Annotated in this window: 14 protein-coding genes; 2 read left to right on the plus strand and 12 right to left on the minus strand. The window is 36.6% G+C overall.

From position 1 onward, the window contains the following. Positions 1 to 101 precede the first annotated feature (101 nt). The 6 genes from EG814_RS11315 to EG814_RS11340 form a co-directional block, all read right to left on the minus strand. The gene (locus EG814_RS11315) at positions 102 to 3,488 is read right to left on the minus strand and encodes a glycosyl hydrolase (protein WP_125721946.1); all 3,387 of its coding nucleotides are present in this window, start codon (positions 3,486 to 3,488) and stop codon (positions 102 to 104) included. 368 nt (positions 3,489 to 3,856) lie between these two features. Beyond that, the gene (locus EG814_RS11320) at positions 3,857 to 7,189 is read right to left on the minus strand and encodes a glycoside hydrolase family 2 TIM barrel-domain containing protein (RefSeq protein WP_125721948.1); all 3,333 of its coding nucleotides are present in this window, start codon (positions 7,187 to 7,189) and stop codon (positions 3,857 to 3,859) included. A 199-nt stretch (positions 7,190 to 7,388) separates the two neighbouring features. Further along, positions 7,389 to 8,510, minus strand: a complete 1,122-nt coding sequence (locus EG814_RS11325; RefSeq protein ID WP_125721950.1) for a glycoside hydrolase family protein — start codon at positions 8,508 to 8,510, stop codon at positions 7,389 to 7,391. 259 nt (positions 8,511 to 8,769) lie between these two features. Further along, positions 8,770 to 10,443, minus strand: a complete 1,674-nt coding sequence (locus EG814_RS11330) for a glycoside hydrolase family protein (protein ID WP_125721952.1) — start codon at positions 10,441 to 10,443, stop codon at positions 8,770 to 8,772. Between the two features lie 241 nt (positions 10,444 to 10,684). Continuing rightward, positions 10,685 to 12,871 carry an alpha-L-rhamnosidase-related protein gene (locus tag EG814_RS11335; RefSeq protein ID WP_125721954.1) on the minus strand — a complete coding sequence of 729 codons (2,187 nt, stop codon included), beginning with the start codon at positions 12,869 to 12,871 and terminating at the stop codon, positions 10,685 to 10,687. Positions 12,872 to 13,330: 459 nt separating this feature from the next. Continuing rightward, entirely contained in the window at positions 13,331 to 14,146 is an 816-nt protein-coding gene (locus EG814_RS11340) for an AraC family transcriptional regulator (RefSeq protein WP_125721956.1), read from the minus strand. 98 nt (positions 14,147 to 14,244) lie between these two features. Here EG814_RS11340 and EG814_RS11345 point away from each other — a divergent pair, with 98 nt between their 5' ends. After that, a complete protein-coding gene (locus EG814_RS11345; RefSeq protein ID WP_125721958.1) occupies positions 14,245 to 15,453 on the plus strand; it encodes an MFS transporter in 1,209 nt (402 codons plus the stop codon). A gap of 218 nt (positions 15,454 to 15,671) precedes the next feature. Here EG814_RS11345 and EG814_RS11350 read toward each other — a convergent pair whose 3' ends face one another. The 3 genes from EG814_RS11350 to EG814_RS11360 all read right to left on the minus strand — a co-directional run bounded on the left by EG814_RS11350 (position 15,672) and on the right by EG814_RS11360 (position 20,945). Continuing rightward, positions 15,672 to 17,252, minus strand: a complete 1,581-nt coding sequence (locus EG814_RS11350; protein ID WP_125721960.1) for a sodium:solute symporter — start codon at positions 17,250 to 17,252, stop codon at positions 15,672 to 15,674. Then, a complete protein-coding gene (locus EG814_RS11355; RefSeq protein WP_125721962.1) occupies positions 17,249 to 18,313 on the minus strand; it encodes a Gfo/Idh/MocA family protein in 1,065 nt (354 codons plus the stop codon). The genes EG814_RS11350 and EG814_RS11355 overlap by 4 nt, the downstream gene beginning before the upstream one ends. Before the next feature lie 118 nt (positions 18,314 to 18,431). Then, complete coding sequence (locus EG814_RS11360) at positions 18,432 to 20,945, minus strand: L-rhamnose mutarotase (protein ID WP_125721964.1); 2,514 nt, start codon at positions 20,943 to 20,945, stop codon at positions 18,432 to 18,434. 497 nt (positions 20,946 to 21,442) lie between these two features. Here EG814_RS11360 and EG814_RS11365 point away from each other — a divergent pair, with 497 nt between their 5' ends. Further along, positions 21,443 to 23,113, plus strand: coding sequence for a glycoside hydrolase family 28 protein (locus EG814_RS11365; protein ID WP_125721966.1), 1,671 nt, complete (start codon positions 21,443 to 21,445; stop codon positions 23,111 to 23,113). 406 nt (positions 23,114 to 23,519) lie between these two features. Here the strand turns inward: EG814_RS11365 and EG814_RS11370 are convergent, their stop codons facing one another. The 3 genes from EG814_RS11370 to EG814_RS11380 all read right to left on the minus strand — a co-directional run bounded on the left by EG814_RS11370 (position 23,520) and on the right by EG814_RS11380 (position 26,398). Next, positions 23,520 to 24,350: an amidohydrolase family protein gene (locus EG814_RS11370; protein WP_125721968.1), complete on the minus strand. Its 831-nt coding sequence runs from the start codon at positions 24,348 to 24,350 to the stop codon at positions 23,520 to 23,522. Positions 24,351 to 24,356: 6 nt separating this feature from the next. Then, positions 24,357 to 25,154, minus strand: a complete 798-nt coding sequence (locus EG814_RS11375; protein ID WP_125721970.1) for an SDR family oxidoreductase — start codon at positions 25,152 to 25,154, stop codon at positions 24,357 to 24,359. Between the two features lie 230 nt (positions 25,155 to 25,384). Then, positions 25,385 to 26,398 (minus strand): zinc-binding alcohol dehydrogenase family protein, encoded by a 1,014-nt coding sequence (locus tag EG814_RS11380; RefSeq protein ID WP_125721972.1) that lies wholly within the window; start codon positions 26,396 to 26,398, stop codon positions 25,385 to 25,387. Positions 26,399 to 26,695 lie beyond the last annotated feature (297 nt).

The raw sequence follows: 26,695 nt of genomic DNA on the forward strand, positions 1-26,695 counted from the left end.
ATTTTTTTTTCGCCACGAATACACGAATTCTTTAATTCTAATTCGTGAATTCGTGGCTAATATTTAATCTGTGTTAATCATTTTAATCTGTGGCTAACATTTTATTTCTCTTTTAAAATCATAACCGGTCCCAACAATCCCGCTTTCAACAATGGATTTCCTTCCAATCTAAATGGCGCCGTTGTCCACGTTAATCTTTCTTCTTTTGGCAGTTTTTGATCGCCGATTAAGCGGTTTGCCCACGTATTGGTCACTTTTATTACAATTGTATTTTTTCCTTTTTGTAATGCGTTTGAAATATCTGTTTTGAAAGGAAAAGTCCAAAGTGTTCCGCAATCTTTTCCGTTGATAGAAACTTCGGCGATATTGGCAATTTCACCTAAATCTAACCACATATTCTTAGTATTTTTTCCTTTCCAAACAAACTCTTTTTTGTAAATCACAGTTCCCGAATAATATTTAATCTGATCATTTTCAGAAGTACTCCAATCAAAAAGCTTGTTCGTTTTTACAACTTCTTTCGGACCTTTAAATTCTGGATCAAATTGAAGTTCCCAATTCTCATCTAAAACCTGAACTTTTTCAAATTCAACCTCTTTTTTATTAGCTAAAACTTCTTTTGTTTCTTCTTTAAAAATGACAAAACCAGATTCGTTTGCCTCTAAAATTATGGAAACAATTGTTCTTCCGTTTTCTATTTTCCAATTGGCTAAAGCCGACGTTTTATCCGTAACTGGATTATACCATTGTGGAATTTTTCCAGCAATTCTGAACGATGCATCGAACATTCTTTTTTCTGATTTTTGGTTTGAAAGGAAATAAACTTCTTCGTTTTCTGCTTTTCTATGCGTCCAAGCAATGGTTTCTGAATCGGCTCTGGTTAGATTTGGAAAATAAACATCCTGCGTAATTCCGATCGAAGCAAAATCGTTTCCTAAATACGGTAATCTAACAACCGTTCCTTTTCCTATTTTCCATGAAGCGGAATTGGCATTATTCCAAATTTCGTCAATCACATTTTGCCATTTCTTTTGATTTTCTTCTGATTGAATTCCTGGCTGAATCGTTGGTTTATCCTCTACAAAAATCGTTGCACCGTCTTTCAGTAATTGCAGGATTTTTTCGGCGGAAGCCAAAGACAAAATTTTATTCGGAGCCATTTTATGACTTCCCGGAAACAATAAAGCGCCGTATTCAATTCCATTTTCAAAAGTTACTTTTCCGTTTACAACTTTCGCTTTGTTAATCAAAACATCTGCATTAAACGAATCGTATTGATAACCGTTTAACGGATTAATCCATTGTGATAAATCAGTGATATTTTTAGAATACGTGACTTCTTTTGGCATTTTGGCTGTCGGCTGACCTTCATTTTCCAAACGGATTTTCTCGCTTTCTAATCTTTCTTTTCCGAATACATTTGGAATAAAAGGCACCAAACGATCCGGCACAAAAGAACGCGACGGAAAATCTTCACCAATAAAAACCGCTAAATCTATTACTGGTTTTCCTTTCTGCAATTGAAACTGAACACGCTGACAATAATCAAACCAAGCTTTTCCAGGTTTCCACCACGTTTGGTCTCTTTGAAAAAAAGTTCCGATATCATCTAAAGTCATTCCCGGTTTTCTGTCTGTCCACGGATTATGAACAAAAACATGAAAAAATAATCGGTTTATTCCCAAAGCATAATTTCGATCTGCAGTTGTTTTTAGGTTTCCTGGATGTTCGTCCCAATCCATTCGCAAAGCCGTAAAAGATTCAGCCTGAATAATATCTTTTCCGTAAATATGTCCGCCCGAAATGGCATCGACCATATCAAAAGGTTTATCGTGAGTCGGGCTTTTCAGCCAAAATTCACCACCCGGATAATCGACATATTTATAATGCAATAATGCATCACTCATCATCGTTGGCGCAACATTTTCTGAGCTCAATTTCACTTTATATTCTTTTGAAATTTGAGCGACCGTTCCGTAGAAATTATCGGCAACTAAATCGCCAATAGTTTTTCTAACATCGTATAAAACTTTCTCTGAGAAATCAGCGTTTTCTATTGGAATTCCTGCCATAACCGGCAAATAATCTACAAGATCGTAACCGCGTCTCTTTTTAAATTCATCTCTAAAAACCGAAGACCAATTCTGGCTTCCACATTCCCAACTGTCAAAATGAAGGATTTCCAAAACTTTTGAAGCCAGTTCCGGACCAGCAGAACGAACGGCTTCTCCAAACCAATGATCCAGTTGAAAACGAATTAATTCGGGATTAAATTTATCTACTTCCAATCCTTTTCCTGCTCCTCCAGTTGCATTTTCATGCCCGGTAGAAGTATGTCCCATTCGAATAATTTTCCATTTTCCTTTTGGAGCTTTCCAATTTAGGTTTCCGTCAGCATCAACAAAACTTGAAACATTAATAATTTCTGATTTTTTGAATGCATCTGAATTTGGAATTTCTTTCTCGGTTGTCTGCGGAGTCAAACGCCAGATTGCACCTGATTTTCCTTCGTAGTTATTAATTAACGATTGATTCGAAAGTGTAATTTTACTCACTTTCAGATTCTGCTTCCATTTCGCAAAATCTAAATCTTCTGCTCCTGGTTCTGTTCCTTTTGGATCGTAAACAAATCGAAAATATTTTGCGGTAACTGGCTTAATGGTATGCGTATTCGGAAAATCCATATCCTGCCAGCCGTGGCGTGGTGCAATCAATCTTTCGTGGAATTTAAAATGAATGCCATCATCACTTACTTCAACAATTAAACGCTGTGCCTGATAATCTCTTCCTTTGGTTTCAATTACAATTGATTTGCAGGTAAAAGGCTTTTCAAATTCGTATTGAATCCATCCTGCATCGGCAAACTTGAAGTTTTCGTCTTTTTTAGGGTCAGCCAAAAACGAAGCATCGGTAGTATTTGATGTCGTTACTTTTGGTAACTGAATTTGCGAAGTAGTTTGATATTCTTTTATCGGAAGTGCAAAAATCGCAATGTCTTTATAATAATCTTTGTAATGTTCTGGAACTGGTAATTTTGAAACTACTTTTTTCCCACCTAAAATTTCAGTCGTTGACCAGACTACTTTCTGCATTGACATATCTGGCTTAATCCACGGACCGCCTGCTACCGCAAATCCGTCTGCGACATGAAAAGCGAGTTTCAGACCTAAACGATCTGCTTCTTTAAATGCCCAATGAATCATATCCCAAAACTCTTGAGTCAGCTGTAAAACCGGTGGATCAATCAATGGCGGATTGGCCGGACCTTTAATCGTCATTAAATACGCGCCTGCAATTCCGTTTTGTTTCATCGCTTCTAAGTCGGCTGTAATTCCCACTTTAGAATAGGCAGATTTCATCCAATACCAATACACCCAAGTTTTGGAGGATTCTAATGTTGGCTGAAATGATTCTTTTTTATGAACTTCCTGCGCAGAAACAAAGCTTGCGATCAGGAGGATAAAAAAGAGGTGTTTTTTGTTGGGCATTTTTATGTTTTAATTTTTGTTTGTCATTTCGACCGAAGGGAGAAATCGCACTCGTAACCACAAAGATTGGCGATTAACTGTACGGAATTCCGCGTGTGATCTCTCGTTCCTCGAAATGATAAACTATATTTTATTCTCAATTTTTTCAAATATAGCCCAAGGTTTCAACCTTGGGTACGCAACGTAGACACAACGTAAATCGTAACGTGATTTACAATACGTTTCCCAAGGTTGAAACCTTGGGCTATGTTTTTTAATCTTTGTCGAATTATTTTGCGTGGGCTTCTCGCGATCCCGAAACTTCGGGATGTGGTCGCTCAGCCTGACAAACTATATCTTTTAATTTTTAATCTTAATTTTTAATTGATCTAATACTTAAACTTCTTCAAACTACTCTCCAACTGATTCTTTGAACCGCTGAAAGGCGTTAAATAAAAACTATATTGATAATTTCCAGATTTAATCTGATATTGCTCAATTGGCTGAGCTACAATCGTCCAGCTGTCGTTTCCTCCAACTCCCATTTGGATTAAATCGATATTTAATGTCAAAAATCCCGGATCTTTTAAATCGTAGGTATGACCTGATGCACTTAGGTTTTCCTGTGTATATGGCCATGCACTCATGCTCAAAAGTTTAGTATCGTTTACTACCATGAAACCTTGATTTTTCTGCGGAGTTGTCAACGCCATCCATCGTACATCGCAACGGTTTCCGTTTTCCTGCGGTTTTGGATAATGCTCGATAAAATCATTGATTGGCAGCGAATACTTACCAACAAACGAGCCAAAACTTCTGTCGCTGTAATTCTCCAATTCGCCTTTTCCGTACCACGAAATCTGATTGAATTTTCTTTGAACTCCCATCTGCATTCCGATTTTTGGAATGTTAGGTAATTTTTCTGAAGCTTTTAAACTGTAATCTACTTTTATAACACCGTCTGGACTGATGTTGTATACTACATTTACGCTAGCACTGTCTTTTATAATTTCGTAATCGCTTATAATTTTAATCTCAGAAGCCGAATTATCGATTTTTACATTCACCAATTTTGGCTTCGCTTTGTACCATTGTTTCAACAATTTTTGCGATTTCCATCCGCGTTTATCATTGTCGGTAAGTGGTCTAACGAAGTTAGGAAGCAATGGCGCAAAAACCTGTTCTTCGCCATTGAAAACGTACGAACTCAAAGCTCCGTTTACTTTGTTGATTTTTATGTCGTAAGTTTTTCCTTTAATAGTATAATCCGAATCAGATTCTGAAACCTTAACTAATTCTTTTTTAGATGTTAGAACAACTTCATTTTTCTTTTGAATTACGAATTGATCTTCCGCGACAGTGTAACCTTTTGAAGCCCAAAGTTCATCTGCTGAAAGCTGAAATTCAATATTCAAAAGATATTCCGCATCAGTTTTCATTTTTGGAAGATATTGGCTGATATCTAAAGTTGTCGATTGTCCTGCCTCAACTTTTAAAGGTTTTAAAATCTGAGTTTTAATTACGTTTCCGTTCTCCAACACTTTTAAAACAGGAATATATCCTTCTAAAGATTTTACCGCCTGACGATTTTTGATTTCTAACTGATTCCCATTTAAAGTCGAAACCGCTGGCTGATAGACCCATTTATTCTCAAAAAGAGAACCTTTTGGTTTTCCGTAAGAATCTACAATTCCTTTTGTATTGAAGTTTCCGTCATGGTATTTTTCGCCAAAATCTCCTCCATGCGCAAAATAATTTTGTCCAGATCTTGAATCGAATTTTACAATTCCCTGATCTTTAAATTCCCAGATACAACCTCCGATTACTCTTGGAAGCGAACGGAATTCATCCCACAATTCTTTTAAATTTCCAACCGAATTTCCCATAGCATGAGAATATTCAACGAAAATAATCGGACGAGTATCTTTCTTTTGATCTACCAAAAATTTCGGTGTGAAAACACCTGGATAAAAACGGCTGACCATATCGACATAAGAATCATCTTGCGGATTCTCAAAACGATACGCATGATCGATTGTTTTTGGATATCCTGGATCCAACGGATCTATATAGCCATCTAATTTTGCATTTCCTTGCGCCGGTTCATAATGCACCGGACGAGTCATGTCAAAATCGTGAACCCAGCCCGACATTGCCGCATGATTGGGGCCTTTTCCGCCTTCGTTTCCTAAACTCCACATTACGACTGATGGATGGTTTTTGTCTCTTTCCACCATTCGAATCATTCTTTCCATATAAGCATTTGTCCAAAGCGGATCGTTAGCTAATTTTCCGCCAATTCCGTGTGTTTCCTGATTGGCTTCGTCCATCACCATGATTCCGTATTGATCGCATAATTCGTAAAAATAAGGATCGTTTGGATAATGGCTTGTACGTATAAAGTTGAAATTGAACTTTTTAATCGTTGTAATATCCTGTTTGATGTCTTCTCTCGTAACCGCTTTTCCTCTCGTCGGATGATGATCGTGACGGTTTACACCATACACATACGTTTCTTTTCCGTTAATGAGCATTTTTCCGTTTTCCTTCGAAAATTCAATAGAACGGAAACCAACTTTACAGCTTTTGGCTTCGGTAACATTTCCGTTTTTATCTTTTATCGAAATGACCATCGTGTATAAATTCGGTTCTTCTGAACTCCATTTTTTCGGATTTTTGATGTTTTCCTGAAAGAATCCAAAACGAACATTATCCAAACGAGGATAACTTTCGTTGATTAAATCAAGTACAGGTCTTTGAAGCGGTTCTTTGAACATTGGCGCATTATTCGCATCATACAACTGAACATTCATCGTATAATCTTTAACTTGAACTCTTTCTCCAGTCAAATTCTCTACTTTCGGACGCAATTTAAATATAGCATCAGTATATTTCTTATCTAATTTAGTCTGAACAAAGAAATCCTGAATACGCAGTTTTGGCTCCGCCATAATGAAAACTTCACGCTGTATTCCACTCATACGCCAATGATCCTGATCTTCTAAATAAGAACCATCTGTCCAACGGATTACACGAACTGAAACTACATTTTCTCCTGCTTTTAAATAAGGCGTAATATCAAATTCTGAAGGCAGAAAACTGTCTTCTCCATACCCTAAAAATTCTCCGTTTAACCAAACTTCAAAACCTGAACTTACAGCTCCAAAATGTAACGTAATGGTCATATCTTTCCAATTTTCAGGAACGGTAAAACTTCTTTGATAAGAACCCACTCCGTTATAATCTTTCGGAATATAAGGCGGATTTATTGGTCGAAAAGGATAAACAGCACTTTTGTAAATCGGGTTATCGTACCCTTTCATTTCCCAGTTAGAAGGCACTTCTATTTTATCCCAACCAGAAACTTTATTTTGATAAAAATCTTTGGAAGCTTCTTTTAAATTTACAGCATATTTAAAATCCCAATCGCCTGTCAGCATTTGCATTCGGCTTTTGGTTCTGTCACCTTTTAATGCGTCTTCAACTGATGTGTACGAATATGCTGTAGCACGAGAAGGCTGTCTATTAATACTTGTTATTTTTGGATCCTCCCAAGGTGCAAATTCGTATTTTTTATTCAATTCTGGAACACCAGCTGGTTCTCCTGTTACTGATTGTCCGTTTACGTAAAATGTTAGAAGTAAAATGTAAAATGTGAATACTGATTTTGCTATCGAAAATCGAAACCTTGAAAAGTGATTATTTTGAATTGGTTGAAACATTATTTTATTTTTAGTATTTTGTCATTCCGCCTGAAAGGAGGAATCTCACACATAATTCGACAATAATTAGAAATTACTTTGAGGAGTTTCTAGTGCGATTCTTCGTTCCTCAGAATGACAAAACTGTATTTTATTTATTTTTAGAGTTGCTAAACCTGTCAGGTTTAAACCGTATAACTCATAACGGATAACCCATAACTTATTTCTTCTTCTTCTCCGGTGGTGCCACAAAATTCAATTTGCTTTTCCCTAAATCCTTAGAAGTTGCAATTGCAATTCCACGTTGTTCTGCTTTGTTTACCGCACAGTAAAAATGATAGACCACACCATCGTGTTTTACAACAAAAGATTTATGCGCAAACAAATCGTCATAAGGTTCAGATGATTTTACTAAATCGTCGCCTTTCCAGTCCGTCCAGTTTACTAAGTCATTCGAAACCGCAAAACGGTTAAATGCTCCCTGATTCCATCCCGTCCAGAAAGCTCCGAAATAAAACATCACCCAAGTATCATTAATACGCTGAATATAAGCATCTCCTGAAATTCCTTTATGATGGTTGATTAAAGGTTTATCGCCATAACGTTTCCAAGTTTTCATATCGTTCGAAACCGCCATTGCAATACGCTCTGCACCTTTTGCTGGATTGATACTATCGCCTCGGGCATTGTAATACATGATAAAATTGTGTCCTGTCAGTTTATCTTTATCTCGAATCACACTGTTTTTATACATCGTACTGTTATCCCACCATTTGGCATCTTTATCTTTTGGCGTCAGAACTGGATTTTCTAATCTTTGAAATTCATGTGGTTTTGTCGGCGCTTCTTTCGTATACGCCATTCCGATTGACAAAACGCCTGCTTCGTAGCCTTTACTGTCTCCGCCAAAATAACTCATCCAGTATTTGTCCTCGTATTTTTCCCATTCGTAGCTTCCGCCCCAAGTCATGTCTTGCAACGAAATATAGCCTGCTTTTTGGTTGACATCCCAGTGTTTTTCATTTTCTGAAAAAGACATTACTTTCCCCAAATGTTTCCAATCTAAAAGGTTATCACTTTCTGCTAGCCAGGTTTCGTAACCTCTTCCGTCGTAGATTAAATATGTCATGTACCATTTGCCGTCTTTTCTAAACACGCTTGGGCAATCCATTTTATATGAATTATCTGTTGGCACCATTACCAATCCGTATTTGTAAGGCGTTTTAACTTCTTCATAAATTTCCTGCATTACGCTATCGGTAATTTCACGCTTCTTGTATTTGGTAGCGCAACTGCTTATTGCAAGTGCTAAAAAGGCGATAATTAGGTATTTAATTTTCATTGTTTTTGGTTTTGGCCACGAAGGCGCTAAGGCACTAAGTTTTTCTTTTATTCTTTCTTTGCGACTTTGCGAGATTAATTTGAAAGCTTAAATAATCTCTCGCAAAGACGCAAAGTCGCAAAGTTTTTATATTTTTCTCCCGCAGATTTAGCAGATCTGGCAGATAAAAAATCCGCTCAATCTGCAAAATCTGCGGGAAACTTTTTTATTGTTTTTTTTAATCAGCGTTTTTACGAAGTAAATCCGCGTCATCCGCGTTCTATTTTTTCAACTCAGCTAATCTAGCCTCCATTACGTCTTTGTTTAATTTTACTTTGACCATTCCTGTTGGGTGAAATCTTCTTTTTAAATCAATGGCATTGTAAACTATCGTGTAAACATCATTTCCTTCCGGGATTAAACAAAGAGGCGTTCTCATAATATCCCACCATTTATCAACTTTAGTTTCTATTGGAATATAATGCGCCTCTGCCCAGTTTATTCCGTCTGCTGATAAAGAATACGCAATCATATTCGGTAAATGATGTCCCCAGCCGTCTGGCCCACCGTCAAAAATCGCGATGTACATTCCGTTTGGCAACTGACTCACAATTGGATTTTCAACAAAAAGCGGATGCATAGTTTTAATTGGTTCCAAACCTTTATTCATTCGTAACCAAGGCCCTTCCAAACTTTTAGATTCAGCTAAAGCCACAAACCAGCCTTTTCCAGATTTCTTCGGATAATCTGCCCATGAATTAAATGGATAGGCACCACTGTAAAATCCGAAATATTTGTCGCCGACTTGGTACGGAAAAAAAGAAGCCACACCCTGACGACCTTCCCAAGGTTGAGAATCCAATCCAGGTTCCATGATAATTCCGATATCTTTATAAGGTCCGCCAATTCCGTTGATTCCTTCAACCATCGATTCACAGCGCCAGATTCTTCCAAAAGAATGATTCGGTTCTATTTCTTTGCTGACAGTATACGCCAAATAATAGCCGTACCATCTGTTTGCTTTTTCATTAAAAACGGGCATATACGACCAAATTGCCGCACGGCGATCATTCATTGGGTTATCATCTTCGGTTACGGCGTAAGTTCCGCTTGCTTGGTAAATTGTTGATTCTCTTTTCCAGTGAATGGCATCTTTACTTGTCCAGTGTCCGATTTTAGTTTTTACACGGTCGTAATAATAATCAACGCCTTTTTCGCCTGCTCGTTCCGTTGGAAACATATGATACGTATCGCCGACTTTTACCACACGTCCGCCTTCAAAACCTCCCTGAATATCTTCTGTCCCAGACATTCCTTCGTCGATAACAGGTTTATTTTCTCCGCCGATAATTTCAAAAAGAGGTTTTTTATCTGAAAATCCTTCCACAATAAAAGTTGGATTCCACAATTTTCCATCTGGTAATTTAGCGTCTCGTGGTTCTAATTTTTCTGAAGCTTTTACAACTCCTAAAATCGTAAATAAACCTTTTCCGAAATTGATGGTTTGAGTTCCTTTTGAATAAGAAACAGCATAAACATTTACTGGAGATAAACCTGTAATGGTCGTCCCATTTTCTAAAATTAACTTGCCATCTTTAATATTTTCCGATTGAAGATATTCTGCACTTTTATCCTGAAAAACTCCAATCAAAACCGTTACGGCTTCTTTAAACTTTAACTGTAAAGGAGCATTTTCACCGTTTTTATATTTTTCTAAAGGAAGTTCAATTCCCTTTAAACCTTGTAATTCCGGAGCTAAACGAACAATATTGTGTTTACTTCCTGAAAACACATGTGCATATTGAGCCGTTTTGAACGTTTTATAATTTGATTTTACAATTTCGAATGAAACAGGTTTCCATGCTGTTTGAGCATTTGTTTGTAAGCATAGGAGAAACAGCGCTAGAAAAGCGGTTTTTAATTTGAAATTATATTTGGTACTTTTTGAAAACATTTGTTTTTTTATTTTTTATTGATTTTTTTGTCATTCCAACGCAGGAGGAATCGCAGCAGAAACTCCTCATAGAAATTTGTCAATCTTTGTAGAGTTTCTTGAGGAGATTCCTCGTTCCTCGGAATGACAAACTTGACGTTACAATCTTTGTGGTTACGAGTGCGATTTCTCCTTTCAGTCGAAATGACAAACTAGACGTTAAAGACTAATTACTAAGGACTAATCACTAGGTACTAAAAACTTAAACAGCTTTATAACTCACTTTATACTCCACATTCGGTTTTACAATCAACTGATATTTATTCTTTTCTAATTCTTTAATTGTTCCAGAGTTTGTTTTGGGTTTGCTGGCGCTTTTAAAAATTAATTTTCCTTCACCTTCACCCGCTTTTACCTTAATTTCTTTTGTACTGCAATACACGGCAACTTCTCCGTTTGGTGTTGGCACTTTGCCTTCCATCCATTGTAAACCACCTAAATTTGGTTTGATTTCATATTCTGAATAACCCGGAGCGGTTGGTTTTACACCTAAATAATATTTCCCCAATAAGTAAATCGGACTTGCTCCCCAAGCGTGACAAAGACTTTTCCCGTAAGGACGTCCGTACATTTCTAAATGTTCTTTTCCGCTTTGTTTTGGATCGTATTTTTCCCAAAATGATGTTGCTCCAAGATTTAGCATTCCGCCCCAATAATCGCGAATTTCATTCAAAACAAACTTTTGTTCGTCCATTGCACACAATGCTTCCAACTCATAAAAGCGCATGTAAGGCGTTGTAATTTGAAGAACATCTTTATTTAGTAAGACTTTATTTTTTACACTTTGCTTCTGCTCTTCGTCAAAATAATTGAAGAAAATACCGAACATATTGGCGTATCGGGTTACAATATTCTGCATTTTACCATCGATACGCTGGTGTTTCATGACGTTTTCTTTCTTGTCCCAAAACACATCGAATAATGAAGTTTTTAAATCAGAAGCTAATTTTTGATATTGTTTTTGATCTTCATTTTTACCTGCTATTTCAGCACTAACTGCCATGGCTTCCAGACTTCTTGCCAAAAGCATTTGTTCAAAACTTACTTCACCTGTTTTTGGTAGTCCGTCTGCCCAATCAATGAAAACCCAGTCACCTTCTAATGGTTCTAGGAATCCGTTTTTATTTCTTCTTTCTAAACAGAAATCCATCAATGATTTCATTCTTGGATAAAAAGTTTTGATGAATTTTGTATCGCCTGTATGCAGATAGTAATCGTAAACACCTACAAACCAATACAGCGAATAATCCATGATAATATTAACATGTGCCGTAACAGGATCTTTTCCACGAAGAGCCGACATGGTTCTTTCGACAGAAGACGAATCAAAGAATAAATAATAATTCATTAAATAACTTTGATACGCATCGCCAGACCAAACCCAGCGGTCGCGTTTGATTCCGTCTATAAAAAATTCTCGAGAAGTTAAATGCATTGTGTAAGCCGACACATCCCAAATTTTATTTAATAATTGATCTGAAGATTTGAATGCACCACGATAATCTAATGGCAAATATTCATAAAGCATCGAAATAGAATCGTATTTTACTCCTGTATCTGCTTGCACTTGAACATAGCGAAACGCTTTGGATCCATCGTGTGCGTAGGTTTCAGGTTGTTTTCCATCAAAAGACAAATGGTCTAATGTCTCGCATTTGGCAGAATCCAGCGCTTCTTCACGAGATTCTCCATAATAAAGTGCGACTTTCCCTTTTCCTTTTAAACCATGAATTTTAATATATCCAAAAGTTTCTTTTCCGAAATCTACTAATTCGCCACCCGATATCTTTTCTGTTTTTTTAGCACTTAAAGGTTTCGTTGTTAATTTAAATTCTGAAGGTTTATTTTCTGCCGAATCAAAATTCCAAGAACCCACAGGAACCCACGGCGTACCAGATTGCTGTGCTTTTCCAGCTTCGTCAATCCAAAGTTTATCTTCGTTGGTTACTTGCCAAGATGCATCCGATTTAATATAATTTCCCTCAATGTAAATTGCCGGTAATACTTCCTGATTATAAACTTTAAATGAAATTTTGTGTTTTCCAGCAGGAACTGTTATTGATTTTGGCTGTCCGTAAATCTGAACGCCATCTAAAAGTAATTGAAAAGGTCCTTCTGAGTAAATTTTCACTTCGTCTGGCTTTGGAATGTCAACTTCGGTTTGAAAAGTCACCAAAGCATAAGGACTGTAATATTGCCAAAGCGGTGGAAAAATCGCTTCACGTTCTGTGCGTCTTACCTGCATTTTATTGCTTAACCAAACTTCAAAATCGCCTGGATACCAGATCCATGTCGCTTTTTTTTGCTTTTCCTGCGCAAATACAACAGAACAAGAAAAAAGAACGGCAAAAAGAAATAAAATCTTAAAAATCGAAGGGCGGTTTAGCATAGTAAGTTTATTTTGGAGCTAAAGATAAGTGTTATTTTTACATTTCACAACCCGCACTATCCTGCTTTTCATAAAAAATACTACTCTTTGATAATTTTTTAAGGGAAAAATTACGAGTTATCACTTTTTTAGTATTAAAAAAAAATGATGTTATGATTTTTATGGTACGCGGATGACACGGATTCGCTATCGCGAAGACGCTGATTGACGCGGATTTTATTTTTAACACATAGAAACATAGATTTACTGTCCGCAAAAAAGGCGTTTCACTCGTTTAAAAACATCCCGAAGCTTCGGGACTATGTGTTAATGACTAGTCATTTTTAATCATCTCTATTTCATAAAGCACATAAAAATCTATGTTTCTATGTGTTTAAAAATAAAATCCGTGTCAACCCGCTCCCGATAGCTATCGGGATTACGAAGTAAATCCGTTCCATCCGCGTCCCAATCCCAATATTAGGCAGAAATTTTATCCTCGTTTTCATCTTCCAAAATATAATTAGAAGGTGTTTTTCCTAAATGTTTTTTGAACATAAAAATAAAAGCACTCGGAGTTTCGTAACCTAAATTGAGTGCAATTTCTTTTATGGATTGTTTTTCGCCGAGTCTTTTAATGGCTTCAAGCAGTTTCAAACGCGTTCGCCAATCACTGAAATTCATTCCCAATTCTTTAATAAACAAACGAGATAAAGTTCTCGTGCTCATAAAAGAAAGTTCCGCGTAATAATCAATAGTTTGTTTGCTGGCTACATCATTCATTAAAAGTTCGACTACTTTTTGAAGTCTTTCGTCGTTTGTTGTGGGCAAAAATGTTGCACTTGGTACAATTAAAGCCAATTCATCCAGAAAAACATCTATCACTCTTCTTTGTGAAGCCTCTAAATTTCCTTCTGTTCCAAAGGTGATGATTTTAAAAACCAATTGTTTTAAAAACATCGGAATATCAAACGAGAAACTATTGATTGGTAATCCTTTCGTAACTGAAGGGTCAATAAAAACGCTATAATAATTAACGTCTTTTTGAAAGGTTACCTGATGTTCAACTCCGCCCGGAATCCATAATCCCTGCAGCGGATTTACAACCCAAATATTATTCCCGACAACAACATTCATAACACCTCGCGTAGCGTATATAAGCTGTCCGCGCGGATGAGAATGTGAAATACAGGTTTCGTAATTCACTGTTTCTGTGTATCCTAAAACAGGAATTGACGGATCTATTTGAAATCCATAATCCTGCGCTACCCTAAATGTCCGAATCTGATTATTCATTGTCCAAATATAGCAATTTTGACATTGTTATTTGTTTCAATTTTGTAAAAAATAATACAGCTGTTATTTAAAACCATTTAAGAACCTAAAAATAACTCATGGAAACCGTTAAAGCAAATCCAGAAATAGTCAAGAAAACCACGTATTCAATTCTTTTTATCATCAGCTTTTCGCATTTAATAAATGATCTATTACAGGCAATTGTCCCATCAATATATCCATTAATAAAAGATAATTTTGGTTTGAGTTTTACTCAGATCGGAATCATAACACTTACGTATCAAATGGTTGCTTCCATTTTACAGCCGTTCGTGGGAATGTATACTGATAAGAATTCTAAACCCTATTCGTTAATCATTGGAATGTGTTTTACAATGGTAGGATTGTTTCTGGTTTCGATCGCATCAAGTTTTGTATTCCTTTTATTATCGGTAAGTTTAATCGGAATCGGATCGTCTATTTTTCATCCCGAATCTTCTCGTGTAGCACATTTAGCATCGGGCGGAAAAAAAGGATTGGCGCAGTCTATTTTTCAATTGGGTGGAAATGCAGGAAGTGCTATCGGACCATTATTAGCCGCTTTTATCATCATTCCGCACGGACAGTCGTATGTGGCTTGGTTTTGTATTATCGCTTTGGTTGGAATTTTTGCCTTATATAAAATTGCGATTTGGTATACCGAACATCTTTCTGAAAGAAATGCTAATAAATCAGCATATAAAATTGAAACACATCACTTATCTAAAAATAGAGTTACTGTTTCTTTAGTTGTTTTAATGATTCTGATTTTCTCTAAATTTTTCTACATGAGCAGTATCACGAGTTATTACACCTTCTTTTTGATCGATAAATTCCATATCTCGATTCAACAATCTCAAGTATATTTATTTTTATTCTCAGGAGCCGTTGCTGCTGGAACTTTAATTGGTGGACCAATTGGCGACCGTTATGGAAGAAAATATGTAATCTGGATTTCGATTCTGGGTGTTGCGCCATTTACATTACTTTTGCCTTACGTTTCTTTATTCTGGGTCGGAACTTTGTCTGTAATAATCGGATTGATTCTTTCTTCTGCTTTCTCTGCAATTCTGGTTTATGCCACCGAATTATTGCCGGGCAAAGTCGGTTTGGTTGCTGGTCTTTTCTTCGGCTTTGCTTTCGGAATGGGCGGATTAGGTTCTGCTCTTTTAGGAAAAATAGCCGATGCAACGAGTATCGAATATGTATTTAAAATCTGCGCATTTCTGCCTTTGATTGGAGTCATTACTGGATTTTTGCCTAATATTGAAGGTCGTAAAAAGGCATAATTTTTTGTTGCCACGAAGGCGCTAAGGCACAAAGTTTTTTATGAATCACCTACAGTTTTAACTGGTACAATATTTTAAGAATAAATAAAGGCTTTAGCCAAACTGTGAAAAAGTTTGGCTAAAGCCTTTAACATTTGGATTATTTTCTCATCCAGCTAAAGCTGGACGCAATTCAGAATTAAAAAAACTTTGTGCCTTAGCGCCTTTGTGGCAAATTCTCAATTCCCATTAAAAACCAAATACAAAACCAAAATCGTCAGTCCCAATAATCCGAACAGCAACTTCACTTTTTTACTTGTTTTTGGAATATCCGTTTCATCAGAAAAATTAGTTTCAGGATTTTTATCCAATAACGAAATAGCGATTGCTGTTACCGTTAAAACAGCAAAAATGTAAAACGAAATCAATAAAAAGTGAGGCCAAACCGGGTATTCATCTGCAGGGAAAATCCAAAGGTATAAAACGCCCACAAACAAACTAAACGCCGAACCCCATGATAAAGTAAAGTTTACGGCTTTTTTGGTGGTTCGTTTCCAGAAAACACTCAATAAAAATACCACAGATAACGAAGGCGCCAAAAAGCCCAAAACCGCCTGAAAAATATTGAACAAATTCTGCCCTTTAATATTATCAATCGCAACCGCCATTAAAATCGCAAACAAACATCCTGCTGCAATAGTAATTCTGCCAATTTTAATCTGGTCTTTAATTGTCGCCGTTGGATTGATTTTCTTTATATAAATATCATTCGTAAAAACGGCGCTCAAAGCATTTAGCGAAGAACCAATTGTTCCCACCAAAACGGCAATCATAACGCAGATGACCAAACCGTTCATTCCGCTTGGGAAAAGATTTGTAACCATCGTCATATAAGCCAAATCGGAGTTTTTACCTAATTCGGGATATAAAACGTAGCACAAAATTCCAGGCAGAATAAACAATGGTAGCGCCATTACTTTCAGCCATCCGATAAAGTTTACGCCCAATTGTCCTTGTTCTAAATTCTTAGCTCCCAAAACGCTCTGCACCATCGATTGATCCGTACAGAAAAAGGCAACTGCTGCTACGGGATACCCCAATAAAATAGCCGGCCACGGATAACTCGCATCATCAGACGGACGAACTAAATTCCAAAAGTTTGAAGGAGTTTTAGAAATTAAAACATCAATTCCGCCTACTTTCTGCAATCCTAAATAGGAAAGCGTCAGCGAAACGACAATCAATAAAATCATTTGAAAAACGTTGACTTTTGCAATCGCTTTTAATCCGCCTGCAAAAGTGAAAATTCCAGAGAAAATCACTAAAACAGTAACGCTCTGCCACATCGGAATTCCCAGAATCTGACGCACCAAAACGCCTCCACTAAACAATCCCAAAGAAAGCCAGCTTACGAGAATTTTTACCAAAGCGTACCAAGCCAGAATGTTCTGCGTGCTGTCGCCATAGCGTTTTCCCATATACTCCGGCATCGTGCTGACTTTACTGGCAATATAACGCGGTGCAAAAACCATCGCCAAAAGCAGTAAAAACACAAAAGCGTACCATTCGAAATTTCCGGCTACGATTCCCGTTGCGTAACCAATACTCGCAAAAGCCAGCAATGACGACGGACCAACGTTGGTTCCCCACATATTAAACCCGATATTGTACCAGTTTAAAGAGTTTCCGGCTAGAAAAAGCGTTTCGTTTTTCTTGCTCTGTTTTACGCTTACTATGTATCCAATGACCAATAAAGTCACCAGATACACTGCTACGATGACAAAATCGAGCGTAGTTAATTTATCGTAGATGCTGTTCATAGTCCATATTCGTTAAGAATATCGGCAATTTTAACCGGCATTCCAGTTTGTAGCGTTTTGTCCATTGCCTGCAGTAAAGCCACGGTTCCGATTCCTTCTTCCATATCTGGATAAGCGGTAAATCCCTGCTCGATACTGTCTACGAAATATTCTAAATAATTCTGATATTCTCCCCCATGATGGCTCTGACCTTCAAAACGGAAATAATATTTTAAAGTGCTGTCGCCCCAAGTAATCACTTTTTCTTCACCCGTTTTATCCGTAACCGCATAACGCAATTCATGATAATCGGCCTGACTTGCACCTTCTGTAGCTCTCAAAATCGTACTCATTCCGCTGTCGCGTTGTGCAGGCTGAGTTGGCGATGTATAAACGCCGCTCACACGCGCAATTCTGCCGTCGGTTGCTTTGAAGATAAAGTGCATGGTATCTTCATTTTTCAATCCTGCCGATTGCCCGTTACTGCTGATCATTCCGTAACCCATTACTTCCTGAATGTTCGGTAAATACCATCTGATGAAATCTACGGGATGACTCAAACCTCCGTACAGCCATTTAAACGATTGTAATAAAGACCATTCTTTCTTTAAAAACCATCTGTGATCGGCGTGATATTGAGCTTCGATTGTAATTAAATCGCCAATTAAACCTGCTTCGTAATCGGCTCTTTGTCTTTTTGCTGGTTCGAAAAAACGAGAACTTTGTCCGATAAAAACTTTTTTTCCTGTTGATTTGCTTAATTCTAACAACTCTTTAGCATCCGAAAGATCATCGATAAAGGGTTTTGTACAAACGACATGTTTTCCGCTCAATAAAGCTTGTTTTACGTGCTGTGCGTGCAAATGATCGGGTGTATAAATAGCGATAATGTCAATTGACACATCGTTTAATAAATCATCGTAATTTGTGGTGTAGGAATGAAAATCGAATTCTTTTGCTCTCTGTTTGCACAATTCTTCGTTTCGGTCGCATACTTTTACAAGTTCTAGTTTTGAACTTTCGATAGCAGCTGACATTGTGCTTCGTCCTTCTCCAAGTCCCAGAATGGCTATTTTTAACATGGGTGGTTATTTATTTTAGATTGTTGATTTTAGATTTTAGATTTTTTTTAGCCACAGATTAAAAGGATTTTCACAGATTAGAAAAAATCATTTTAATCTTTTTAATCTGTGGCAAAAATTATTTAGTTTCTACTTTATTCAAGAAAATCCAGGTTTCGTCTGGTTTTGCACCTTCGATTCCGGTTTGATATTTTTTCATTAAGGCATTCCAGTCGTCTACACGCGGATTATTTTGTGTTGTTTTCGGATTCAATTTATCCAGATTTTCTCCTTTCGGAATACTAATAACTAAGATCAATTGACGGTCTTTTTTGAAAACCTGCAATTGCTGAAAATCGGCATTACAGAAGCCTTTGGCAACTTCAGGCCATTTTTCGAATTGTGTTTTATGATAGTCTACATATTCTTTTTGAAGTTTCTCATCGGCAGGAAGATTAGCTGTTAAAACAACATTTTCCCAATCTGATGCTGGTTTCGAATCTTTACATCTTTCGAAGTTTTGGAAATCGTAAACCAGATCTTCGTAAATTTTTATTTCTAAAGAAGGAAAAGCCCCCGCTAGTTTTCGTTTCGTTCTTTCCGGCTGATTCATTTTTCCGTAAATCACCAGATGATTTTTCCATTGATAGAATTCCTGACCTACGATTCTAAAACCAACCAAAGTCGATTTGATTTTTTCGATATCAAAATCATTACCAATCAATTCAATCGCATACGGTTTTGGCATTTCCTGCAGTCCCCATTTTTCATCGATTACAACTTCTCTTTCTAAAGCTGCCGCGTAAGGCGCTCTAATTCCCGCAGCTTCTTTAATTTTAGAACTTACGTAAGGATCATTATGTTCCCAGATATTTCCTTTTGGACCGTTATGGTTTTTAAGGATTTTCTTTTCGGCAATCCAGTTATTTTTAATGGTAAAACCTTCAGAACCTTCATCAGTATATAAATACAGCCACAAAAACGGATCGTGTGCGTACGGACTGTTGTAAACTTTATCAATATAGTTTTCTTCAATTCGGCTACCTGGTTGCGCTGACAATGTGTAAATTCCTGCTACATCATGAAGATGTTTCGCATAATGATGAATTTTATTCGCCAGAATTTTATTGTTCTGCATCACGTTTGGCGTGTGCGTCCAGCCCCATCCCATCGAAATTCCCGAATACGAGACGTCCGAAATCTCATTGTGTTCAATCGTAAGGTTTCGCACAAAACCTGCTGCAATTCCCAGAGTTCCCCAATCTTCATTGGTTACATTGGTAATTAAATTATCAGCGATTACTTCATCCGAACACATTTCTCTTTCATCTTTAATGATTAAAGGCAAATGCGCTTCAAAAGGTTCTTCAGAAAAAATACCAACATTGATCGCGCTTCCGCCAATGTCTTTAAATAAATTTCCTTTTACCGTATTATGATTCGTTCCTTTATTTAAATCCAAACCTGTCGAAGCCAAATGCTCGAAACGGCAGGATTCAAACTGAATATTATTCGAATAATTAACTTCAACAGCTGCACGAGGTCTTCCCACCCAAGCCTGATTTTCTAAATTCGCCTGATTTGGCGTTCCTGGCTGTCTCAATTTATAAGCATCTAAAAGATACAAACCACACTGCAAAGGCACGTGTCCCTGTTGTGAAGGACGAAGCCAGTTGCTGTATTGAAACGAAATCCCTTTAAAATTAAAATGATGAACAGGCGAATCAATCGTTCCTTTTACTTCAACCAGACTTTCTAAAACCGGAGCCGTAACTTTTACCGAATTAATTTCTTCTCCAGCTCTCGGAATATAATAGATTTTAGCATTTTTCTTGTCTAAAAACCATTCTCCAGGTTCATTTAAAAGTGAAAAAGCATTGTTTAAGAAATAAGCCGAGTTTCCGTTGTTTTTAGAAATCCACGGTGCCGGCCACGGATGCTCGCTCTGAATACGGCTTTCTGGTTCTTCAAACGACAATTTTGCGCTGTCTTTTTGTACTTCGATATTTTTGATACGCAAATTGGCATTCGACCACCATTGTACAATAAACATCTCCATTCCCGGTTCAAACTTCACCGATTTATCTTTAAACGGAATCCAACAGGTTTGTTCTTCGTGATTCCAAGACAGAATGCGTTCCATTGAAGTTCCCGCTGTATTTTTAGCTCTAACTGCTTTTTTACCGTTAACCCATAATTGTCTGTAATCAATTAAAGTTCCTGCTTTTTTGGGAGCATCGGCCACCCAGACAGCACCTTTTTTAAGTCCGTTGATAACGGTTGTCGATTTTGTCCAATTTTTGATTTCGATTCCACCGCTGATAATTGGTTTAGCGTTTGCATCGGCTACAATTGTTGTTGGACTATCCGGAGTTCCGGAATCTTCCGGTCTTACAAATAAAGGTTCGTTTAAGTAATACGTTCCGTCCATTACTACAATTCTGATTCCGTCTTTTATGGACGGATCTTTTAATCGGCGGAGTTCTCTGGCTTTTCGCATCGCCATGTGAACCGTCGCCAGCGGACTTTCTTTTGTTCCTGAGTTTTTGTCATTCCCTTTCGGGGAAACCCATATTTCGGCCGCATTTATCGAAAACGAAACGCAAAGGATTAAAAAGAAGCTCAGGATTTTAGTAAATGAATTCAAACGCATTATTTAATATTTTGATTTTTTTCTGGGTAAAAAATTATTAGGCAATTAAAATTAAGCATATAAAATTTGCAAATAAATGTATTTTTAACACTTTTACCAAATAATTCGTCCAATTTACTTGAACATAAAGTTATATGTATCCTGTACCCTCCTGTTTGAGTTTTTTTTCGCCACGAATTACACGAATTGCGCTAATTTTATTTTGCCACAGATTAAAAGGATTTTCACAGATTTTTTTCTTTCAAATTATCATTTAATTTTAAAAACATACTGAGAAAAAATTGGCGTAATTCGTGTAATTCGTGGCAACAACCATAGATACTGAAAAAATCATTTTAATCCATTTAATCTGTGGCAAAAACAATTTTTAATCAAATGAAATTTCTTTTCTAAACTTTTTTTAATAGATTTGTGTAATCGATTACATTTAACTATTATTATTTATGTGAGAAGTAATTTTTCACATCTATAAAAATAACAACAAAAAACTACTAACAATGAAAACCAACCGAATCCATCTTTTTTCTCTTGCAATGGCATTTTTGCTTTGTCTGAGTTCGAACAATGTAAATGCTCAAAGTAAATCTTACGATACTTATGCCAATGTTGAATTCAAAATGCCAAAAGTTAACGAACCTGTTATTCCTGATAATACGGTAAATCTAAAAGATTTTGGAGCGGTGAACGGTGGTTATGTTTTGAATACCAAAGCTTTTGCGGATGCTATTGAGGCCCTTTCAAAAAAAGGCGGTGGTAAATTAATCATTTCACCTGGAATTTGGTTAACTGGGCCAATTATCTTAAAAAGTAATATTGAATTGCATGCTCAAACTGGCGCTTTGATTAAATTTTCTACAGCCAAAACTTTATACCCGATTATCGAAACGAGTTTTGAAGGTTTAAATACTTGGCGTTGCATCTCTCCTATTTATGGAAAAAACTTAGAAAATGTTGCTTTTACCGGAAATGGCGTTTGGGATGGTTCTGGTGAAGCTTGGAGACAGGTTAAAAAGAGTAAATTGACAGACGAACAATGGAAGAAATTTGTAGCTTCGGGCGGTGTTTTAAATGAAAAGAAAGACAGCTGGTATCCTTCTGAACAATATATGAAAGGTGCTAAAGGTGCCGATCAGAATGTACGTCATGATTTGAAAACGAAAGAAGATTTTGAAGCGATTCACGATTTTCTTCGTCCAGTTTTGGTGAGCATTCAGAATAGTAAAAGAGTGATGTTTGATGGTCCAGTTTTTCAAAATTCTCCTGCGTGGAATCTTCATCCTTTATTAATTGAAGATTTGATTGTTAGAAATGTTACCGTTCGTAATCCGTGGTTTTCTCAAAATGGCGACGGATTGGATGTGGAATCATGCAAAAATGTAATTATCGAAAATTCTAGTTTTGATGTCGGTGACGATGCGATCTGTATTAAATCTGGAAAAGATAAGGACGGACGTGATCGCGGTGTTGCCTGCGAAAATATCATTGTGAAAAATAATATCGTGTATCATGGTCATGGCGGTGTAACTGTGGGAAGCGAAATGTCGGGCGGTGTAAAAAACCTGCACGTTTCCAACTGTACTTTTATGGGAACTGATGTTGGTCTTCGTTTCAAAAGCACGCGCGGACGTGGCGGTGTCGTGGAAGACATTTTTATTTCGGATGTTTTTATGACGGATATTCCGTCTCAGGCAATTTCGTTTGATTTGTATTACGGAGGAAAATCAATTGCTGAAACACTTGCTGAAGGCGGAAATACGGTTACAACAAAATTAGTTCCTGTGAATGAAGAAACGCCTCAGTTTAAAAACATTTCAATCAAAAATATTACGATTAAAGGCGCGCAGCAAGCGGTATTTTTACAAGGTCTTCCTGAAATGAATTTAGAAAATATCGAGATTTCTAATCTGATTGCAAAATCTAAAAAAGGCTTTTCAATTATTGATGCTAACGGAATCAAAATCAACAATGTGCAATTGGATATTGAAGCTAAGAATGCTTTTGAGATGTACAATGTTCAAAATCTTTCTTTAAAGAAAGCAGAATTTAATCCTGGTTCATCGAATACTATTACTATTGATGGTTCAACAACTAAAAATATCGATTTGAGTGGTTTATCTAAAACTACTACTATTGGAAAAGATGTTCATAAGAAAGCTGTTAAGTTTTAATTTTTCTTGAACCATATAAGTTATATAAGTTTATTTAATTAAGGTGAATGAAAATATCGCAATCCCGATGGCTATCGGGAGCCAAGTCGCAAAGTTTTATTTTCTTAGCGCCTTGGCGTCTTTTTTTGCGAAATTCTTTATCAAACATAGCCCAAGGTTTCAACCTTGGGTACGTAACATAATCATCATGCATTCCCACGGTTGAAACCGTGGGCTATGTTTAAAATATAGGATAGAATTTCCGCAATTCTGTCATTTTTGCTGAAAGAGGATCCTATTAATATTAGGAAGCGAATTACAGATGTTACGGCCAAAAATATTAAAACTTGGCGACTTGGCGTCTTTGCGCGAGAACTAATTGCCAAAGAGCTAAATTGAACTTATATAACTTATATGGTTTAAAAAATTAAAGCTTATAAAACGCATTAGCATTTTCAAACCAAATTTTATTCTGGTCTTCAACTGAATATTTTGAAATATAATTTTCTAATGTTTTTACGACTTCGTTATAATCCGAAGCAACATTGAGAACAGGCCAGTCTGAGCCGTACATCAATTTATCTATCGAGAAATTATCGAAAATAACATCCAGATATGGCTTTAAATCTTCTCGCTTCCAGTTTTTCCAGTCAGCTTCTGTGACCATTCCCGAGATTTTGCACCAAACGTTGTCGTATTTTGCAATTTCTTCTATGCCTTTTTTCCATGACTCAATAATTCCCGATTTGATATCTGGTTTTGCGATATGATCAATCACAAATCTGTGATTCGGGAAATCTTTTACAAGACTTATCGCCTCTGGCAATTGTCGGTGGAAAATTAGTATATCGTAAGTATAATCGAAAGCTTTTAAAGCTGCTATTCCATTACGGAAAGCTTCTCCATTCATAAAATCATCTGGTTCGCCTTGAACAACATGTCTAAAACCTTTCAGATTTTTTTGATTTGAAAAGAACTGTAAACGTTCTTCGATATTTTCAGCTCGCAAATCTACCCAGCCGACAACGCCTTTTATAAAATCATTTTTTGACGCTAAATCCAATAAAAAATGCGTTTCTTCTTCTGACTGACTTGCCTGTACAGCAACACAACCTTCAAACTGATTTTGTTTTAATAACGGCTCTAAATCTTCAGGAAGAAAATCTCTCTGAATATTCTGCATGGTTTCATCAATCCAGCTGTCGCGAACGGGATCAAACTTCCAAAAATGCTGATGGGAATCTATTCTTTTACTCATAATTTTTTAGTTAACATCGCTGATTAAAGCGCGGTCTAAATGTACGTAACCTCCATCCACAAAAACAAATTGTCCCGTTGTATGCGATGATTTTTCTGAAATGATGAAAAGCGCCGTATCCGCAATTTCTTCTGTTTTCGTCATTCTTCCTTCAAACGGAATACTTTTATTGATTTTCTTCAAAACGTTTTCTCCGTCTTCCAATGTTTTAATCCAATCTTCGTAGGCTGGCGTATAACTTTCAGCAATAATAATGGCATTCGAACGGATTCCAAACTGAATCAAATCTACCGCCCATTCTCTCGTTAAGCCCAAAACACCACCTTTCGCAGCAGCGTAACCAGAAGTTCCGCCCTGCCCTGTTAAAGCTACTTTAGAACCAATATTTAAAATATTTCCTTTTGATTCTTTTAAGTATGGCAACGCATATTTTGCTAAAAGAAAATAACTTACCACATTTAGTTTCAAAGAATTCATGAAATCTTCGTAGCTTGAATCTAATCCCGCGCCGTCATTTACACCAACGTTATTGATGATAGCATCGATTCTGCCGTATTTTGCAGCTATTACTTTCACCGCATTTTCCATTGCAACAGGATCAGTCACATCGGTCTGAACAAATAAAGAATTAACGCCTCTATTTTGAAGTTTTTCTGCGTAAGCGAAACCTCTTGCATTTCGATCTACTAAAACTGGAATCGCACCTTCGTCTGCCAGTCTATTAATGATTGTTTCTCCAATACTGCCTTCTTTTCCAGCCGAACCAGAAACGACTACTATTTTATCTTTTAAGTTTAAATTCATTTTGTTAGTTATTTAGGTTACTAAACAATTTAATTTTAACCACAAATTAAATTGATTAAAATGATTAATCCCATAAATCCTTTAATCTGTGGCTGTTTTTTTCTCATTTTGTTATCCTGACGAAGGAAGGATCTCCGCGAGAAATTCCACACAGATTGTCGATTTAGCTTGTCGAGCTACTTGCGGAGATTCCTCGTTCCTCAGAATGACAAAATTAGCTTTAGATTCTTTTACTCAATTTCAATCAACGCCTTTATTACATTGTTTTTAGGGTCCGTAAGATTCTTAAAATCAGCAATCATTTCGTCAAAACTCGTTCTGTGCGTAATATATTTCTTCGGGTCGATTTTTCCTTCTTTTAGGCATTTCATTACATATTCGAAATCTTCGATTGTTGCGTTACGGCTGCTCATTAAAGTAGATTCTCTTTTGTGGAAATCAGGATGACTGAAACTCAATTCTCCTTTTTGAAGTCCAACCAAAACAAATCTTCCGCCGTGCGAAATATAATTGAAAGCGCTGTTCATAACCTTTTGGTTTCCAGTTGCATCAATTACAACATTTGCCATATCTCCGTTTGTCAATTCAGCCAATTTAGCCGCAACATCATCATTTAAAGGATTAATTGTTTCATCTGCATTTAATTCTGTTTTACAGAAATTTAAACGATAATCGTTAATGTCCATTACGATCACTTTTGCTCCTGCGATTTTAGCAAACTGAATCAAACCAATTCCGATTGGTCCTGCACCCATAACCAAAACGGTATCAGTAGATTTTACAGCCGCTCTTCTCACTCCATGCGCAGCAATTGCCAACGGTTCTACCAAAGCCAATTCATCATAATCCAAACCTTGTCCGTGCAATAAATATTGTTCTGGAATCGCAACATATTCGGCCATTCCGCCATCAATATGTACTCCAAAAACTTTGATGTTTACACAACAATTTGTCAATCCGTTACGGCAAGCCACACATTTTCCACAGTTAAAATACGGAATAAAAGTTACTTTATCTCCAGGTTTAAAACCTGCTGCATTTCCTTTCACATATTCAGCAGCCAATTCGTGCCCTAAAATTCTAGGGTATTCAAAATACGGCTGTGTTCCTCCAAAAGCATGAATATCAGTTCCGCAGATTCCGATTCTTTTAATTTTCAATAAAACCTCGCCTTGTTTCGGTTCTGGAATAGCTGTTTCTTTTAGTAGAAATTCCTGCGGTTTTTCGCAAACAATATATTTCATCAGTTAATTAGTTTTCTCGTAATAAATTAGTCTAAAATAATAAATGTAAAATTTACAATTACAAAAATACTTTTTCTAAATTAATATCAGCGATCTATTTTCTTTTTCTGTTCTTAAAATAATCATCGTTCAAAATTTTATAACATTTTTTAGATGGTTTGTAAAAATTAACAGGCTAAATATCTATTTCAGCAAAAAAGAATAGTTAATAAACACGGGATTTCTTGCTCATTTCAATCTTATTTCTACTTTTGTAATTGTATTTTTTACATTTATTATTTCCAACTAACATTCACT

The organism is Flavobacterium ustbae (genome assembly GCF_003946915.1).
Classification (GTDB): domain Bacteria; phylum Bacteroidota; class Bacteroidia; order Flavobacteriales; family Flavobacteriaceae; genus Flavobacterium; species Flavobacterium ustbae.

Coding starts and splice junctions, on each gene's coding strand:
- EG814_RS11320 (WP_125721948.1), bottom strand. CDS start 7,189: ATGTTTCAACCAATTCAAAATAATCACTTTTCAAGGTTTCGATTTTCG.
- EG814_RS11335 (WP_125721954.1), bottom strand. CDS start 12,871: ATGCTAAACCGCCCTTCGATTTTTAAGATTTTATTTCTTTTTGCCGTT.
- EG814_RS11340 (WP_125721956.1), bottom strand. CDS start 14,146: ATGAATAATCAGATTCGGACATTTAGGGTAGCGCAGGATTATGGATTT.
- EG814_RS11355 (WP_125721962.1), bottom strand. CDS start 18,313: ATGTTAAAAATAGCCATTCTGGGACTTGGAGAAGGACGAAGCACAATG.
- EG814_RS11345 (WP_125721958.1), top strand. CDS start 14,245: ATGGAAACCGTTAAAGCAAATCCAGAAATAGTCAAGAAAACCACGTAT.
- EG814_RS11330 (WP_125721952.1), bottom strand. CDS start 10,443: ATGTTTTCAAAAAGTACCAAATATAATTTCAAATTAAAAACCGCTTTT.
- EG814_RS11350 (WP_125721960.1), bottom strand. CDS start 17,252: ATGAACAGCATCTACGATAAATTAACTACGCTCGATTTTGTCATCGTA.
- EG814_RS11325 (WP_125721950.1), bottom strand. CDS start 8,510: ATGAAAATTAAATACCTAATTATCGCCTTTTTAGCACTTGCAATAAGC.
- EG814_RS11375 (WP_125721970.1), bottom strand. CDS start 25,154: ATGAATTTAAACTTAAAAGATAAAATAGTAGTCGTTTCTGGTTCGGCT.
- EG814_RS11370 (WP_125721968.1), bottom strand. CDS start 24,350: ATGAGTAAAAGAATAGATTCCCATCAGCATTTTTGGAAGTTTGATCCC.
- EG814_RS11315 (WP_125721946.1), bottom strand. CDS start 3,488: ATGCCCAACAAAAAACACCTCTTTTTTATCCTCCTGATCGCAAGCTTT.
- EG814_RS11380 (WP_125721972.1), bottom strand. CDS start 26,398: ATGAAATATATTGTTTGCGAAAAACCGCAGGAATTTCTACTAAAAGAA.
- EG814_RS11365 (WP_125721966.1), top strand. CDS start 21,443: ATGAAAACCAACCGAATCCATCTTTTTTCTCTTGCAATGGCATTTTTG.
- EG814_RS11360 (WP_125721964.1), bottom strand. CDS start 20,945: ATGCGTTTGAATTCATTTACTAAAATCCTGAGCTTCTTTTTAATCCTT.